Consider the following 15,936-nt stretch of genomic DNA (forward strand, 5'->3'; position numbering starts at 1 on the left):
GCGCAGGGCAGTCGGCGCACCGCGCCGACCGCTCCAGCGAAGCGCGGAGGCCTGCCCGCACGCGCCTTTGCCGCGCCGATAGACAATGATCACATCGACCGTCATCAAGGCCTCAATCCAGCAGCGCACGCGCCTTCAACTCGTCGAGCAACTTCCCCATGTCGCCGTTCTGCAGCTTGACGATGTCGTCCTGGTACTTGAGCAACACACCCAAGGTGTCGTGCACGGTCGCCGGGTCGAGGCGGATCGCGTTGAGCGCCACCAGCGCATTTGTCCAGTCGATGGTCTCGGCCACACCGGGCGCCTTGAACAGGTCGAGCGTGCGCATGCGCTGCACGAACTCGACGACCTGCACATACAGGCGGTCTGCCGCGCCCGGCGCCTTCAGGCGCACGATTTCCAGCTCGCGCTCGACCGTCGGGAAGTCGACCCAGTGGTACAGGCAGCGCCGCTTCAACGCGTCGTGGATCTCCCGGGTCCGGTTGCTGGTGATGATGGTGATCGGCGGCGCGTCGGCCTTCACTGTGCCGAACTCGGGGATCGTGATCTGGTTTTCGGCCAGCACTTCGAGCAGGAAAGCGTCGAAGGGTTCGTCGGCGCGGTCGAGCTCGTCGATCAGCAGCACCGGTGACTGCTTCTGCGTCAGCGCCTGCAACAGCGGCCGCTCGATCAGCATGCCGCGCGCATACAGGCTGTGCTGCAGGCGCACACGGTCGCCTTCGCCGTGGATCGAATGGGCCGCTTCGGCGAGGCGAATCTCGATCATCTGGCGCGCCACGTTCCATTCGTAGGCGGTCTGTGCGATGTCGAGCCCTTCGAAACACTGCACACGCAGCAGCGCGGTGTTGAGCGCGGCCGAGAGCGTCTTCGCGAGTTCGGTCTTGCCGACACCCGGCTCGCCTTCGAGGAACAGCGGGCGCGCAAGCTTCAGGCTCAGGAACAGCGCCGTCGCGAGGCGCCTGTCGCAGACGTAGTTCTCGGTCGCGAGCAGCGCGATGACGGCGTCGACCGAGGCAGGCAGGGCAAGAGGTGTGGTCATCGCAGCGATGGGGTTGGTGAGCCGCGCATGGTACGGCCGGGGCTGCATCTCTGCAGCCCCGTGCGAACAAGCCCTGCTCAGCGCGCGAGTGCGGCGGCGACGGCGCGTGACGCCATCACGCTGACCATCGCTGCACGGTATTGCGCGGTGCCGTGCATGTCGCTGTTGATGTCGGTGGTGGGCAGCTTCACCGCCTTGGCGGCGTCGGGTGTGAAGCTCTTGGCCAACGCCGCTTCGATCTCTGCCGCGCGGAACACGCTGCCCTTCGCGCCCGTGACGGCCACGCGCACACCACCCGCGCCCTGGCTCACGAACACGCCGACCAGCGCGAAGCGCGAAGCCGGTTGTTTGTACTTCACGTAGGCCGCCTTCTGCACCGGCGGGAAGCTCACCGCCGTGATCAGCTCGCCGGCCTGAAGTGCCGTTTCGTACAAGCCGGTGAAGAACGAGTCGGCCGGGATCGTGCGCTGGTTGGTGTGGATCGTGGCGCCCAGGCCGACCACGCCGGCCGGGTAACAGGCCGCAGGGTCGGCGTTCGCGATCGAGCCGCCGATGGTGCCCATGTTGCGCACCATCGGGTCGCCGATGCCGCCGGCCAGCTCGGCCAGCGCCGGGCAGGCGCGCTTCACGTCGCTCGATGCCGCCACGGTCGCGTGCGTGACCATCGCGCCGATCACGAGGTTGGCGCCGTCCATCTTGATGGTCTTCAGATCGTTGAGCCCGCCCAGATCGACGAGGCGTTCGCTCGACGACAGGCGCAGTTTCATCGCCTGGATCAGGCTTTGCCCGCCGGCCAGGTAGCGGGCGTCACCACTGAGCGCGGCCTTGGCGTCGGCCACGCTGGCGGGGCGTTGGTAGTCGAAGGTGTACATGCTTGTTTTCTCCTGCGAATCGGTGAAGGTCAGGCGATCTGGTTGGCAGCGCGCCAGACGCGCTCCACGGTCGCCGGCATCGCCACGTCTTTCACGCCCAGCGCGTCGGTGAGCGCGTTGATGTAAGCCGGCGGCGAGCCGATCGCACCGGCTTCGCCGCAGCCCTTCACGCCCAGCGGGTTGTGGGTGCAAGGCGTGACGGTGTTGCCCAGCTTCACGTCGGGGATGTCGCTGGCGCGCGGCATCGCGTAGTCCATGTACGAGCCGGTCAACAGCTGGCCCGACTGCGGGTCGTAGGCACAGCCTTCCATCATGGCCTGCCCCAGGCCCTGGGCCACGCCCCCCTGCACCTGGCCGGCCACGATCATCGGGTTGACGAGGTTGCCGAAGTCGTCGACCGCCACGAACTGCTCGATCTTCGTCTTGCCGGTTTCCGGGTCGACCTCGACTTCGCAGATGTAGGTGCCCGACGGGTAGGTGAAGTTGGTCGGGTCGTAGAACGCGTTTTCGTTCAGGCCCGGCTCGAGCTTGTCGAGCGGGTAGTTGTGCGGCACGTAGGCGGTGAGCGAGACGGCGCCGAAGGGCACCGACTTGTCGGTGCCGGCCACCTTGAACACGCCGTTCTCGAACTCGATGTCGGTGTCGGCCGCTTCGAGCAGGTGGGCCGCGATCTTCTTGCCCTTGGCGATGATCTTGTCGACCGCCTTCACGATGGCCGTGCCACCGACGCTCAGGCTGCGGCTGCCGTACGTGCCCATGCCGAACGGCACACGCCCGGTGTCGCCGTGCACGATCTCGACGTTGTCGACCGGGATGCCGAGCTTGGCCGCCACGACCTGCGCGAACGTGGTCTCGTGACCCTGGCCGTGGCTGTGCGAGCCGGTGAACACCGTGACCGTGCCGGTCGGGTGCACCCGCACTTCGCCGGCTTCGAACAGGCCGGCGCGCGCACCGAGCGCACCGGCGATGTTGCTCGGCGCCAGGCCGCAGGCTTCGATGTAGCAGCTGTAACCCAGGCCGCGCTTCTTGCCCTTGGCGGCAGACGCCGCCTTGCGCGCCGGGTAACCGGCCACGTCGGCCATCTGCATCGCCTTGTCGAGGTGGGCGGCGTAGTCGCCGGTGTCGTAGGTCAGGCCCACGGGCGTGGCGTACGGGAACTCGGTGATGAAGTTCTGGCGCCGAATGACGGCCGGGTCCATCTTCATGTCACGCGCCGCCTGCTCGACGATGCGCTCGACCACGTAGGTGGCTTCGGGCCGGCCCGCACCACGGTAGGCGTCGACCGGCGCGGTGTTGGTGAACACCGCCTTCACTTCGGCATAGATCGCCGGCGTCTTGTACTGGCCGGCCAGCAGCGTGGCGTACAGGATGGTCGGCACGCTGGACGCGAAGGTCGACAGGTAGGCGCCCATGTTGGCGATGGTCTTCACGCGCAAGGCGAGGAAGGTGCCCTTCGCGTCCATGGCGAGTTCGGCCTTCGTGACGTGGTCGCGGCCGTGTGCGTCGGTCAGGAAGGCTTCGCTGCGGTCGGCCGTCCACTTGATCGGCCGGCCCACCCGCTTGCTGGCCCAGACCAGCGCCACGTCTTCGGGGTACAGAAAGATCTTCGAGCCGAAGCCGCCGCCGACATCGGGGGCGATCACGCGCACTTTCGATTCCGGCAGGCCGAGAACGAAGGCGCACATCAGCAGCCGCTCGACGTGCGGGTTCTGGTTCGCCACGTAGAGCACGTAGCTGTCGTCGTGCTTGGTGTAGCTCGCGTTGACGGCGCGCGGCTCCATGGCGTTGGGCACCAGGCGGTTGTTGACGATGTCGAGCGTGCTCACGTGGGCGGCGGTCTTGAACGCGGCGTCGACCGCGTCCTTGTTGCCGTGACCCCAGTCGTAGCACACGTTGTTGGCCACGTCGTCGTGCACCGAACCCTGGTGGCCTTCGGCCTGCGCGATGTCGATCACCGCCGGCAGTTCTTCGTAGTCGACCTCGATCAGCTCGGCGGCGTCTTTCGCCTGCGTCAGCGTTTCGGCGACCACGAGCGCGATCTGGTCGCCCACGTGGCGCACCTTGCCTTGTGCCAGAACCGGGTGCGCCGGTTCCTTCATCGGCGTGCCGTCTTTGCTGTGGATCAGCCAGCCGCAAGGCAGGCCGCCGACCTTGGCTTCGGCCAGGTCGGCACCGGTGAAGATCTGCACCACGCCGGGCGCGTTCTTCGCGGCGTCGAGATTGATCGACTTGATGCGCGCGTGTGCGTGCGGCGAGCGCAGGAACGCGGCGAAGGTCTGGCGTGGCATCACCACGTCGTCGGTGTACTGGCCGTTGCCGGTCAGGAAACGCTCGTCTTCACGGCGGCGCAGCGATTGGCCAATGGGGCTCATCGGGGGAACGGACATGTCGGTCATGGTGTGCTCCTCAAGCCGTGGCCTTGGCGCCGGACTGGCAGAACTGGATCGATTTCACGATGTTCTGGTAGCCGGTGCAGCGGCAGATGTTGCCGTCGAGCGCTTCGCGGATCTCGGCTTCGTTCGCGCCCGGGTTGTCCTGGAGCAATTGCACGCTCGACATCACCATGCCCGGGGTGCAGAAACCGCACTGCAGGCCGTGGCATTCACGGAAGGCCGCCTGCATCGGGTGCATTGTTCCGTTTTGGCTCAGGCCTTCGATCGTGGTGATCTGTGCGCCCTGCGCCTGCACGGCCAGCATCGAACACGACTTGACCGCGCGGCCATTCAGGTGAACGGTGCAGGCGCCGCATTGCGCGGTGTCGCAGCCCACGTGGGTGCCGGTGAGCTGCAGGTTTTCGCGGATCAGCTGCACGAGCAAGGTGCGCTGGTCGACGCTCACGTTGACGGCTTGGCCGTTGACGGTCAGAGAGATGGGAACGCTCACGGGTGTCTCCTGTGAATGGCTGGACATGCCGGCTTTCAGCCAGCGGTGGAGCCATTGTTCGAGCACACCCGTGCATCGCAAAGGACGGGGTTTCCCTAGTCGGAAACCCGTCACCGCACGCGGCGAACCGCGTTCACACGCTCAAGGTTTGGCGTTGGCGAAGAACAGCTGTTCGCCGCCGATCTTGTAGCTGGCGATCGTGGCCTGGCCCGGCGCCGACACCACCCAGTCGGCGAAGGCCTGCGCCAGGGCGGTCTTGGTGTGCGGGTGCTTGGCAGGGTTGACGACGATCACGCCGTACTGGTTGAACAGCTTCGTGTCACCTTCGACCAGCACCGCCAGGTTGGCGCGATTCTTGAAGCTCAACCAGGTGCCGCGGTCGGCCAGCACGTAGGCGTCGCTGCTCGACGCGATGTTGAGCGCCGGGCCCATGCCGCAGCCGCATTCCTTGTAGCCGCTGACCTTGCCCACTGGCGCGTCGACGCCGGCGGCCTTCCAGTAGCGCAACTCGGCCGCGTGCGTGCCGCTCTTGTCACCACGCGAGATGAACGGGGCGCTCGAAGCGCCGAGCTTGGCGAGCGCGGCCACGATGTCCTTGCCTTTCACGCCGGCCGGGTCGCTGGCCGGGCCGACGAGCACGAAGTCGTTGTACATCACGTCGGTGCGCTTCAGGCCGAAGCCTTCGCCGACGAACTTTTCTTCGGCCGCCTTGTCGTGCACGAACAGCACATCGGCGTCACCGCGCCGGCCCATGTCGAGCGCCTGGCCGGTGCCCACCGCGACCACCCGCACGTCGATGCCGGTGGCGGCCTTGAAGGCCGGCAGCAGGTGCGGGAACAGGCCCGACTGTTCGGTGCTGGTGGTCGAGGCCATCACGATGAAACGCTCTTGCGCGCCGGCCGGCGCGGCGATCGAGAGCAGGCCCGCCAGGCCCAAGCCGAGCAAGGTGCGGCGCGCGGTCGCGTGAAGTTTCATTCCAAGGTCCATGTCAGTTCTCCTTTAAGAAAAAGATCGGCGCGTTCGTCGCTGCTCGCTCCGGCAACGCGGCTGAAGAAACGGTCGGTCGGCAGGTCGACGCGGATCGCGCCGTTGTCGAGGTAGACCATGCGGGTGGCCAGGCGCTTGGCCTGGCCGAGGTTGTGGGTGCTCATCACGAGCGTCATGCCTTCTTCGGCAAAGCTGGCGAGCAGGGCCTCGACTTCCTTCTTCGCCGAAGGGTCGAGGCTGGCCGTGGGCTCGTCGAGAAACAAAATCTGCGGGCGCACGGCCCAAGCGCGCGCCAGTGCGAGCCGCTGCAGTTCGCCACCCGACAAGGCACGCGCCGGGCGGTCGCGAAAATCGGCCAGGCCGACACGTTGCAAGGCCTGCGCGGCGCGCGCCGCACGCTCGGCGCGCGGCACCCGCGCCAGCCACAAGGCCACGTGCAGGTTGTTCAGCACCGAGAGCCGCAGCATGAACGGGCGCTGGAACACCATCACCTGCGTGGCACTCGCGTCGATCACTTCGCGCGTGCCGTCGAAGGCCACCAGGCCGTGCAGCAGGCGCAGCAAGGTGGTCTTGCCCGACCCGTTGGCACCGATCAGGGCGACGAAGTCACCCCGGTTCAGCGTCAGCCCCACACGGCGCAGCGCGCGCACCGGGCCGAAGTGCACCGACACGTCGGCCAGCCGGAGCAGCACGGCGCCGTCGCTCATCGTGCCCCCGCCAAAGCCGAGCCGCGGCCGCGCTGCGCGAAGCCGATGAACACGTTGATGAAGCCGACCACGGCCAGCAACACGATGCCGAGCGCGAGTGCCAGCCCCAGGTCGCCCTTGCTGGTTTCGAGCGCGATCGAGGTCGTCATCACCCGCGTGACGCCGGCGATGTTGCCGCCGACGATCATCACCGCGCCCACTTCGGCGATGGCGCGCCCGAACGCGGTGAGCAATACCGTGAGCACGGCCCAGCGGTCGTGCAGCAGCATCAGCAGCGCACAGGTGAGTGCACCGGCGCCCATCGAACGCAGTTGGTCGCCACCGTCGCGCAGGCTGTCGCCGACGAGCTGGCGCGTGAGCGCGGCCACCAGTGGCACGACCAGGATCGTCTGCGCGATCACCATGGCCGAAGGCGTGAACAGGATGCCCCAGCTGCCCAGCGGCCCGCTGCGCGAGAGCAGCAGGTAGACCACGAGGCCGACCACGACCGAAGGCAGCGCGAGCAGCGTGTTCAGCAGCGTGACCAGGGCACGGTGCCCCGGGAAGCGCGCGACCGCGAGCCAGGCACCGCCCAGCAGCCCGAAGCCCGCGCCCAGCAGGCAGGCCGCTCCGCTGACTCCGAGCGACAGCGCGACGGTGTGAACGAGAACGGCATCGGCAGCGGTGATCAGGTCGAGGGCGGTGGCAAAACTCTGCGCGAAGTCATTCATCCCGGCGGGCATCTTTCATACTTCGGGCATTTTCGACGGCGAACGACACCCAAGCGATATGAACACTCATGCATAAGGTCGAGCTGACCTACACGCTGGCCGGCGCGCGCAGCGCCGAGGCCACTGCCGGCACCGAACGCGAGTTGCATCACCCACTGATGGCGATTCTTTCGGCCGTGCACACCAGCGGTTCCATCTCGGGCGCGGCGCGCCAGCTCGGCCTGTCGTATCGCCATGTCTGGGGCGAACTCAAGCGCTGGGAGACCGAACTCGGCCAGACGCTGGTGCTGTGGGCGAAAGGCCAGCCCGCCCTGCTCTCGCCCTTTGGCGAGAAGCTGGTGTGGGCCGAACGCCGGGCGCTGGCGCGGCTGGCGCCGCAGATCGAGGCCCTGCGCAACGAGCTCGAGCGGGCCTTCTCGATCGCCTTCGACGACAGCGCCGGCGTGATCACGATGCACGCGAGCCACGACGAAGCCCTGCCGCGTCTGCGCGACTGGGTGGCGCAGCAACACCGGCTGCAACTCGACATCCAGTTCACCGGCAGCGTCGACGCGCTCGGCGCGCTGAACGACGGGCGCTGCCTGCTGGCCGGCTTTCATGCCTTGACCGACGCGCCCGCGCGGTCGCCCACGGCGCGTGTGTATCGGCCGCTGCTGCAACCCGGGCGGCACAAGCTGATCGGCTTCGCCACGCGCACCCAGGGCCTTTACGTGGCGCCCGGCAACCCGCTGGCGATCCACGCGCTCGCCGACCTGAAGCGGCCGGCACTGCGCTTCGTCAACCGCGCGCGGGGCACCGGCACGCGCGTGGTGCTCGACCAACTGCTGGCCGAAGCCCGGGTCGCGCCAGAGCAGATCACGAGCTTCGAGCGTTTCGAGCCGTCGCATCGCGCCGCTGCCGAAGCGGTCGCCAGCGGCAGCGCCGACGTGGCCTTCGGCATCGAGGCGGCGGCGCGCGCGAAAGGCCTGGAGTTCGTGGCACTGCGCGAAGAACGCTACTTTCTCGTCACCCTGGCCAGCCACCTGGCCCACCCGCACGTGCAGGCCCTGCTGGCGGCGCTCGCCACGCCCGATTGGCAACTGAGCCTGCAGGGCCTGCCCGGCTACGCGGCCAGCCAGAGCGGGGAAGTGCTGTCGCTGCGCAAGGTGCTGCCCTGGTGGAACTACCGCACGCCGAAGCCCGCGCCCCGCGGCTCCAGAACCACTCAGACAGCGCAGCTTCTGAAGCCGACGAAGGCCTGATCGTTTTTCGGCGCGTCGAAGTGCCGGCACTTTTCGCTGCGCAGGCGCCCCGCGGTGGCGAACGACGCACCCCGCTGCACCTTGCCGGCGCCGAACTCCGGGCTCGGCTGGGCTGCCGCCGGGCCGGCCGTGAAGCCGGGGTACACACGCGTCGAGCTGGCGGTCCACTCGCGCACGTCACCCCAACGAAAGCCGCGCGTACCGCCTTGGCAGGCCGCGGCTTCCCATTCCACCTCTGCCGGCAGGCGGCGCCCAGCCCAGCGGCACCAGGCGTCGGCTTCGAACCAGCTGACGTGCACGACCGGCTGTGACATCGGCAGCCGCAGCAGTTGCCCGAAGCGCTGTTGCAACACGCCCTGGCGCATCTGGTCGACGTAGCGTGGCACGCGCCGGCCGCTCGCCTGCACCCAGGCCCAGCCGGCTTCGCTCCAGTGGCGGCGCTCGTCGTAGCCGCCGTCTTCGACGAACTCGGCGTATTGCGACCAGTTGACCGCCTGTGCGTCGATCTCGAACTCGAGCACCGGTTCTTCGTGGGCCCATTTCTGGTGGTCGAACACGAAGCCGCCCGGTTCGGCGCCAAGCCGGAAGCGGCTGGCCGGAAACAGCAAGGGCGGGCGTGCGACCACGCCCGGGCGTGCAGGCAGCAGGCCGGTGTCGAGGCCGAGTGTCTGGGCCAGCACGGCGAAGGACTCGGCGCGCGCGTCTTCGTGGAACAGCGCGAGCCGGTAGAAGTAGAGGGCCGCGTCGTCTTCGCTCGAGCCTTCGAGCAGTTCGAGCGTGGTCTCGAGCGTGTCGACGAGGTATTGGCGGATGGTCTGCAGGTCGGGCAGGTCGAGCGCCCAGCGGCTCGCACGCGGCGCGCTGGCGGGGTCGAAACAGCGGTCGGCATCGGGCAGGATCGACGCCAGCTTGGGCCGGCTGCGGTCGCAAGCCTCGCCGCGCTGGCGCTGCACGTTGCGGGCGACCCAGTGCTCCTGGAACCAGCCGACGTGGCCGAGCTCCCAGCGCAGCGGGTTGGCGTCGGCGCGCGCTTCGAGTTCGAGCTTCGGATTGCCCAGCAGCTTCTCGAAGGCCGCGATCCAGCGCAGCGTGCAGTTGCGCGAATCGATCAAGGCGAGCGAGAGCAGGCCCTTGCCGGCCTGGCGCAAGCGGGGTGAGTGCAGATCGGCGAGGGGATGGCCCGGCAACTTCTTTCTCCACGCGCGCCAGAGCGCGGTCGTGCTTCATTGTTGCATCGGGTTCTGCACCGGCCGCAGCCGGAACACGCCCGGTATACTGGATGCATCAACAGTATCAGCACATGCCGCAGCGCCTGATCGCCCACCTCGACATGGACGCGTTCTATGCGTCGGTCGAACTGTTGCGCTACCCCGACCTGCGCGGGCGGCCGGTCGTGATCGGCGGCGGGCGGCGCCACCAGCCGGTGCCGCGCAGCGACGGCACGCGCGAATACGCCGCGCTGCGCGACTACACCGGCCGCGGCGTCATCACCACCAGCACCTACGAAGCGCGTGCGCTTGGCGTGCACTCGGGCATGGGCGTGATGAAAGCGGCGCAGCTCGCCCCACACGCGGTCTTGCTGCCGATCGATTTCGACGAGTACCGAAAGTATTCGCGCCTGTTCAAGGCCGCGGTGCGTGCGGTGGCGCCACTGGTCGAAGACCGGGGCATCGACGAGATCTACATTGACGTGAGCGACGTTCCCGGCGCACAGCAAGACGCCGGCCACGCGGTCGGCCAGCGCCTGAAAGACGCGGTGTTCGAAGCAACCGGCCTGACCTGCTCGGTCGGCATCACGCCGAACAAGCTGCTCTCGAAGATCTGCTCCGAGCTCGACAAGCCGAACGGCCTGACGCTGTTGAACCATGCCGACATCCCGGCGCGCGTGTGGCCACTGGCGGCGAAGAAGGTCAACGGCATCGGCCCGAAGGCGACCGAAAAGCTCGCCGGCTTCGGCATGCACACCATCGGCGACGTGGCCGCGGCCGACCCGCAATTCCTGATCACGCATTTCGGCAAGAGCTTCGGTGCCTGGCTGCACGAGGCTTCGCACGGGCGCGACGAACGTGCGGTGGTCACCTACAGCGAACCCAAGTCGATCAGCCGCGAAACCACCTTCGAGCGCGACCTGCATGCGGTGCGTGACCGCGCCGAGCTCGGTGCCATCTTCACCGAACTGTGCGTGCAACTGGCCGGCGATCTGGCACGCAAGGGTTATGCGAGCAAGACCATCGGCATCAAGTTGCGCTTCGACGACTTCAAGTCGGTCACGCGCGACCTCAGCCTGCCGGCGCACACGCTCGACGCGGCCACGATCCGGCGCGCGGCCGGCGAGTGCCTGAAACGTGTCGACCTGTCGCGCCGCTTGCGCTTGCTGGGCGTGCGCGCCGGCGCACTCGCGAAGCTCGCCGACCTGGTGGCGCCCGCCGCCGTGGCCGAGCCGGCCGAGCCCGGCGCTGGCCACGAGGTGAACGAAGTCCGCGGGCACTACAGCCTGCCGCTCTTCGACTCCTGAGGACAACGCTTCGCGATGGCGCGCGCTCTGGCCGTGACTCATTCACGGATAGCGCCGCCACGCGGCGCCGTTCGTGTGAGCGGCAGGCCAAGATCGGAACTTCACTCGCACGCGGGCATCCACCGCACCTCCATTTCAGCCCTTCATCGCCATGACGTCTTCACGACTTGCCTGCCAGACCCTGCCCTTGTTGCTGTGGGCAGCCAGCGCCCAAGCCCAGACCGCGGCACCGGCCGCCGCGCCCGAGCCGCGCCCCGCGTTGAGCATGGGCAGCAGCAAACTGCTGCTGACGGGTGGTGTGAGCAGCATCGACGGCGCCGCCGGCGGTGGCCTCACGCCCTGGGCGGTGACCGGCAGCTACGCGACCGACGGCGAGATCGGCGGCACCGCCTTCATCACCCGCACCAAGACGCAGGACTACGCGCTGAACGTCTACGGTGCCGCGGTCGGCGTGATGGACCGCTTCGAGCTGTCGCTCGCGCGGCAGGAGTTCAATGCCAATGTGGTCGTGCCCGACACCACGCTCAAGCTCGACATCGTCGGGCTCAAGCTGCGCGTCGCCGGTGACGCCATTCTCGACAGCGACACGCTGATGCCACAGATCGCAGTGGGCGCCGAGTTCAAGCGCGTGAACCCCGGGCCTGCGGTCGGCGGTGTGCTCGACTCGGTCTCGGCCAAACGACGCGGTGTCGACCTGTACATCAGCGCCACCAAGCTGTTCCTCGCGCAAGGCATTCTGGTCAATGGCACCCTGCGGGCGACCAAGGCGAACCAGAACGGCCTGCTCGGCTTCGGCTCGGCCGACAAGAGCAGCTACAGCATCAAGCCAGAGTTCTCGCTCGCCTATCTGCTCAGCAAGAACGTCGCGGTCGGTGCCGAATACCGCTTCAAGCCGAACAACCTGGCCTTTGCCGGCGCGGCTTTTGAAGAGCAGGCCTGGAAAGACCTGTTCGTCGCCTGGGCGCCGACCAAGAACGTGTCGATCACCGCGGCCTACGTTGACCTCGGCAACATCGTCGGCCACACGCGCCAGACCGGCGGCTACGTTTCGGCCCAGCTCGCGTTCTGACGCCGCACTTTCAAGGACATTCAGATGCAATTCAACATCTCGGCCCGTGCGGCCCTCGTGAGTGCCATGCTCGCCACCAGCGCCGCTTTCGCGCAGCCCGTGGCTGCCCCGGCGACCGACGACACGCTCTATCAACAGCTCGGCGGCCAGCCCGCTCTGGTGGCGTTGATGGACGACTTCATGACCCGTCTGCTCGCCGACAAGCGCATGGGGCCTTTCTTCAAGGACGTGGACCACAAACACGTGAAGGCCCAGCTCGTGGCGCAGTTCTGCGAAGTCTCTGGCGGCCCGTGCAAGCTGAAGGGCCCCGACATGAAAAAGGCGCACTCGGGCATGGACGTGACCAAGAGCGACTTCAACGCGCTGGTCGAAGTGCTGCAGCAGAGCATGGACGCTCAGGGCATCGCTTTCACGACCCAGAACAAGCTGCTCGCCAGGCTCGCACCGATGCACCGCGAGATCATCAACACGCCTTGAGCCCAGGGCAAAACGGAAGACACCCACCGATGAAGAAGACCCTTGCAAGCCTGGCGTTCGGTGCGTTGTGCGTTTCAGCTCAGGCTGGCACAGTGCAGGTTCTGGTGACCGACAAGGACGGCAAGCCCGTGCCCGATGCGGTGGTGCTGATAGCCACCGCCGACAAGACCGCCGCACAGCCCGCCCCGGCACCGGTGGTGATCTTGCAGGAAGGGCTGCGTTTCGTGCCGTTCCTGACCGTGGTGCCGGCCGGCAGCACGCTGCGCTTCGTGAACCGCGACGGCTACGACCACCATGTGCGTTCCACGCCGAGCGGCCCGCTCGGCAACACGCCGCCGGTGAAGAACTTCGAGCTGCGCCTCGACGCTGCCGAAGGCGCAGCCGCGTCGCCGAACGACGAATACAAGTCGCCGCCGCCGGCACGCAAGAAGGGCGCGTCTTCGACGGCCGACATCAAGGTCGACGGGCCAGGCGCCATCGGCCTGGGTTGCCACATCCATGCCTCGATGCGTGGCCAGGTCTATGTGAGCGGCTCGCCCTGGTTCGGCAAGACCGACGCCAGCGGCGTGGCCAACATCGAGGGCGTGCCCGACGGCGCCGCCGAGCTGATCGTGTGGCACCCCGACCAATTGCAGGAACAGGCCTCGCAGCGCCTGCAGGTCACGCCGGCGCCTCTGAAGGCGCCGCTGCAGCTCAACTTCACGCCGAGGCGCCGCCGCAGCTGAGTCCGGGCGGCGCAGCCGTTAGCATGCCGGGTCACGATCACAAGGCCACCCGGAGACACTGCGATGCCCGTCATCACCTGCATGGAAGACCTGCGCGTACTCGCTGAAAAGCGCGTGCCGCGCATGTTCTACGACTACGCCGATTCGGGCTCGTACACCGAAGGCACCTACCGCGACAACGAGAGCGACTTCCAGAAGATCAAGCTGCGCCAGCGTGTGGCGGTCAACATGGACAACCGCAGCATCCGCACGACGATGGCCGGCACCGAGGTCGCGATGCCGGTGGCGATCGCACCCACCGGCCTGACCGGCATGCAGCACGCCGACGGCGAGATTCTCGGCGCGCTCGCGGCCAAGAAGTTCGGCATCCCGTTCACGCTCTCGACGATGAGCATCTGCTCGATCGAAGACATTGCCGCCGCGACGAAAGCGCCGTTCTGGTTCCAGCTGTACTGGATGCGCGACCGCGACTTCATGCAGCGCCTGATGGACCGCGCCAAGGCCGCCAATTGCAGCGCACTGGTGCTCACGCTCGACCTGCAAGTGCTCGGCCAGCGCCACAAAGACCTGAAGAACGGCATGACGGCGCCACCCAAACCCACCCTCGCGAACATCCTCAACCTGATGACCAAGCCACGCTGGTGCCTGGGCATGGCGGGCACGAAACGACACAGCTTCGGCAACCTCGTCGGCCACGCCAAGGGCGTGAGCGACATGAGCTCGCTCGGCTCGTGGACGCGTGAGCAGTTCGACCCCAAGCTCGACTGGAACGACGTCGAGTGGATCAAGAAGTGCTGGGGCGGCAAGCTGATCCTCAAAGGCATCATGGACGAAGAAGACGCGCGCCTGGCCGCTGAAAGCGGCGCCGATGCCCTGGTCGTCTCGAACCACGGCGGGCGCCAGCTCGACGGCGCGCCTTCGTCGATCGCCGCGCTGCCGCAAATCGCGCAGGCCGTGGGCAACATGATCGAGGTCTGGATGGACGGCGGCATCCGCTCCGGGCAAGACGTGCTCAAGGCCGTGGCGCTGGGCGCGCGCGGCACGATGATCGGCCGCTCGTTCCTCTACGGCCTGGGCGCGATGGGCGAAGCCGGCGTGACCAAGGCGCTCGAGATCATCGCCAAGGAACTCGACGTGACGATGGCCTTCTGCGGCCACACCAACATCCAGAACGTGGACCGGAAGATCCTGCTGCCGGGCACCGTTCCCGGCTGATCGGGGCGCCGCCACGGGGTGCGAAGCGCGGGGCTTTGCACACGCCCGAGCGAGGACTAGAGTGCGGTGGTGATGTCTTCGCCGAGGCTCGCATGACACTCCAGCAATACCATTCGCTCAAGGTCTGGCACCGCCGCCACTGGCGCGATCACCCGGTCGAGAAGAACGTGTGGGACACGATTCTCACGCTGTGGATGTCGGGCTGGGTCGGCGCGCCGGCCGCGCTGCTGATCGGCGCGCCCTGGGGCGAAGCCGCCAGCATTGCGGTGCTGTTCCTGCCCGGGCTTTACGTGGCCGTACGCATCCGGCTGCACCGCAGCGGGCGCATGCGCTGCGACTGGATCACTGCCTTGCGCTGAAGGTGTCGCACTGTTTCACGTCGCCGCTCTCGAGGCCGCGCTTGAACCAGCTGACGCGCTGCGCACTGCTGCCGTGCGTGAAGCTCTCGGGCACGACCTGACCCTGTGAACGGCGCTGCAGAGTGTCGTCGCCGATCTGCGTGGCGGCGTTCAGCGCCGATTCGATGTCGCCCTGCTCCAGCCACTGCTTGCTCTGCTGCGAGTCGTGGGCCCAGATGCCGGCGAAACAGTCGGCCTGCAGTTCGACGCGCACGCTCAGGGCGTTCTGCTGGGTCTGGCTGACCTTGCCGCGCATCGCGTCGACCTTGCCGGTGATGCCCATCAGGTCTTGCACATGGTGCCCGACCTCGTGCGCGATCACGTAGGCCTGCGCGAACTGGCCCGAGGCACCGAGTTGCGTGCGCATGGTCTCGAAGAACCGCAGGTCGATGTAGACCTTCTGGTCGCCGGGGCAGTAGAACGGCCCCATCGCCGCCTGGCCCTGGCCGCAGGCGGTCGGGTAGGCTCCGCTGAAGATCGCCAGCTTGGGCGCCTGGTAGTTGGCACCCATGCGCTTGAACTGGGCCTGCCACACGTCTTCGGTGTTGGCCAGAACGACCGACACGAACTGCGCCTGCTTGTCGCCGGCGGGAGGTTTGCCCGCCGGCTCATGGGGTTGTGATTGTTCGATGGGCGAGCCACCGCCGCTGAGCACGCCCAGAATCGTCAGCGGGTTGATGCCGAAGATCCAGCCACCGACCAGGGCGATGACGATCGTGCCCAGGCCGATGCCCCGCCCACCGCCGAGGCCAAACCCGCCACCGCCACCGCCGCTGCTGCCGCGCACGTCTTCGACGTTGTCGCTCTCACGGTTGCCTTCCCACTTCATTGCGTGCTCCTTCGGGTTCAGGCCTTGGGCAGCGTGACACCGCGTTGACCTTGGTACTTGCCACCCCGGTCCTTATAGCTGGTCTCGCAGACTTCGTCGCTCTCGAAGAACAGCACCTGCGCACAACCTTCGCCGGCATAGATCTTCGCGGGCAAGGGGGTGGTGTTGCTGAATTCCAGCGTCACGTAACCTTCCCACTCGGGTTCGAAGGGCGTGACGTTGACGATGATCCCGCAGCGTGCGTAGGTGCTCTTGCCCAGGCAGATCGT

General features: G+C 67.4%; 17 protein-coding genes. 7 read left to right on the forward strand and 10 right to left on the reverse strand.

Going from position 1 to position 15,936, the window contains the following annotated elements:
* Window positions 1-112: 112 nt before the first annotated feature.
* The 7 genes from AC30PD_RS03520 to AC30PD_RS03550 all read right to left on the reverse strand — a co-directional run bounded on the left by AC30PD_RS03520 (window position 113) and on the right by AC30PD_RS03550 (window position 7,198).
* On the reverse strand, window positions 113-1,039 hold the full coding sequence (locus tag AC30PD_RS03520) for an AAA family ATPase (RefSeq protein WP_489534259.1): 927 nt from the start codon (window positions 1,037-1,039) through the stop codon (window positions 113-115).
* Between the two features lie 77 nt (window positions 1,040-1,116).
* Entirely contained in the window at window positions 1,117-1,911 is a 795-nt protein-coding gene (locus AC30PD_RS03525; protein WP_489534260.1) for an FAD binding domain-containing protein, read from the reverse strand.
* Window positions 1,912-1,940: 29 nt separating this feature from the next.
* Complete coding sequence (locus AC30PD_RS03530) at window positions 1,941-4,298, reverse strand: xanthine dehydrogenase family protein molybdopterin-binding subunit (RefSeq protein ID WP_489534275.1); 2,358 nt, start codon at window positions 4,296-4,298, stop codon at window positions 1,941-1,943.
* Between the two features lie 19 nt (window positions 4,299-4,317).
* Window positions 4,318-4,794, reverse strand: coding sequence for a (2Fe-2S)-binding protein (locus AC30PD_RS03535; RefSeq protein ID WP_489534261.1), 477 nt, complete (start codon window positions 4,792-4,794; stop codon window positions 4,318-4,320).
* A gap of 141 nt (window positions 4,795-4,935) precedes the next feature.
* The gene (locus AC30PD_RS03540) at window positions 4,936-5,781 is read right to left on the reverse strand and encodes an ABC transporter substrate-binding protein (protein WP_489534262.1); all 846 of its coding nucleotides are present in this window, start codon (window positions 5,779-5,781) and stop codon (window positions 4,936-4,938) included.
* On the reverse strand, window positions 5,766-6,488 hold the full coding sequence (locus AC30PD_RS03545; protein ID WP_489534263.1) for an ATP-binding cassette domain-containing protein: 723 nt from the start codon (window positions 6,486-6,488) through the stop codon (window positions 5,766-5,768). The genes AC30PD_RS03540 and AC30PD_RS03545 overlap by 16 nt, the downstream gene beginning before the upstream one ends.
* Window positions 6,485-7,198 carry an ABC transporter permease gene (locus tag AC30PD_RS03550; RefSeq protein ID WP_489534264.1) on the reverse strand — a complete coding sequence of 238 codons (714 nt, stop codon included), beginning with the start codon at window positions 7,196-7,198 and terminating at the stop codon, window positions 6,485-6,487. Before AC30PD_RS03550 ends, AC30PD_RS03545 begins: the two co-directional genes overlap by 4 nt.
* Window positions 7,199-7,266: 68 nt before the next feature.
* Between AC30PD_RS03550 and AC30PD_RS03555 the strand changes: the two genes are divergently transcribed.
* On the forward strand, window positions 7,267-8,439 hold the full coding sequence (locus AC30PD_RS03555; RefSeq protein ID WP_489534265.1) for a substrate-binding domain-containing protein: 1,173 nt from the start codon (window positions 7,267-7,269) through the stop codon (window positions 8,437-8,439).
* Here the strand turns inward: AC30PD_RS03555 and AC30PD_RS03560 are convergent.
* A complete protein-coding gene (locus AC30PD_RS03560; RefSeq protein ID WP_489534266.1) occupies window positions 8,403-9,626 on the reverse strand; it encodes an SUMF1/EgtB/PvdO family nonheme iron enzyme in 1,224 nt (407 codons plus the stop codon). The genes AC30PD_RS03555 and AC30PD_RS03560 overlap by 37 nt on opposite strands.
* A gap of 113 nt (window positions 9,627-9,739) precedes the next feature.
* On the opposite strand from AC30PD_RS03560, the gene dinB reads away from it, so the two are divergent.
* From dinB to AC30PD_RS03590, 6 genes are all read left to right on the forward strand, one after another.
* Window positions 9,740-10,954 carry a DNA polymerase IV gene (gene dinB, locus AC30PD_RS03565; RefSeq protein ID WP_489534267.1) on the forward strand — a complete coding sequence of 405 codons (1,215 nt, stop codon included), beginning with the start codon at window positions 9,740-9,742 and terminating at the stop codon, window positions 10,952-10,954.
* 151 nt (window positions 10,955-11,105) lie between these two features.
* Window positions 11,106-12,023 (forward strand): DUF3034 family protein, encoded by a 918-nt coding sequence (locus AC30PD_RS03570; RefSeq protein WP_489534268.1) that lies wholly within the window; start codon window positions 11,106-11,108, stop codon window positions 12,021-12,023.
* A gap of 24 nt (window positions 12,024-12,047) precedes the next feature.
* The gene (locus AC30PD_RS03575) at window positions 12,048-12,500 is read left to right on the forward strand and encodes a group I truncated hemoglobin (RefSeq protein WP_489534269.1); all 453 of its coding nucleotides are present in this window, start codon (window positions 12,048-12,050) and stop codon (window positions 12,498-12,500) included.
* Between the two features lie 29 nt (window positions 12,501-12,529).
* Window positions 12,530-13,225, forward strand: a complete 696-nt coding sequence (locus AC30PD_RS03580) for a cupredoxin domain-containing protein (RefSeq protein WP_489534270.1) — start codon at window positions 12,530-12,532, stop codon at window positions 13,223-13,225.
* 63 nt (window positions 13,226-13,288) lie between these two features.
* Window positions 13,289-14,440: an alpha-hydroxy acid oxidase gene (locus AC30PD_RS03585; RefSeq protein ID WP_489534271.1), complete on the forward strand. Its 1,152-nt coding sequence runs from the start codon at window positions 13,289-13,291 to the stop codon at window positions 14,438-14,440.
* A gap of 92 nt (window positions 14,441-14,532) precedes the next feature.
* Window positions 14,533-14,799 carry a hypothetical protein gene (locus AC30PD_RS03590; protein ID WP_489534272.1) on the forward strand — a complete coding sequence of 89 codons (267 nt, stop codon included), beginning with the start codon at window positions 14,533-14,535 and terminating at the stop codon, window positions 14,797-14,799.
* Here AC30PD_RS03590 and ypfJ read toward each other — a convergent pair.
* Together ypfJ and AC30PD_RS03600 are read right to left on the reverse strand one after the other, a co-directional pair.
* Entirely contained in the window at window positions 14,783-15,667 is an 885-nt protein-coding gene (ypfJ, locus tag AC30PD_RS03595; protein WP_489534273.1) for a KPN_02809 family neutral zinc metallopeptidase, read from the reverse strand. The two genes, AC30PD_RS03590 and ypfJ, sit on opposite strands and share 17 nt — an antisense overlap.
* A 17-nt stretch (window positions 15,668-15,684) precedes the next feature.
* Window positions 15,685-15,936 (reverse strand): dCTP deaminase (locus AC30PD_RS03600; protein ID WP_489534274.1); only part of this gene is annotated, 252 nt, incomplete at its 5' end.

Source organism: Rhizobacter sp. (genome assembly GCF_032229685.1).
Lineage (GTDB): Bacteria > Pseudomonadota > Gammaproteobacteria > Burkholderiales > Burkholderiaceae_C > LMDS01.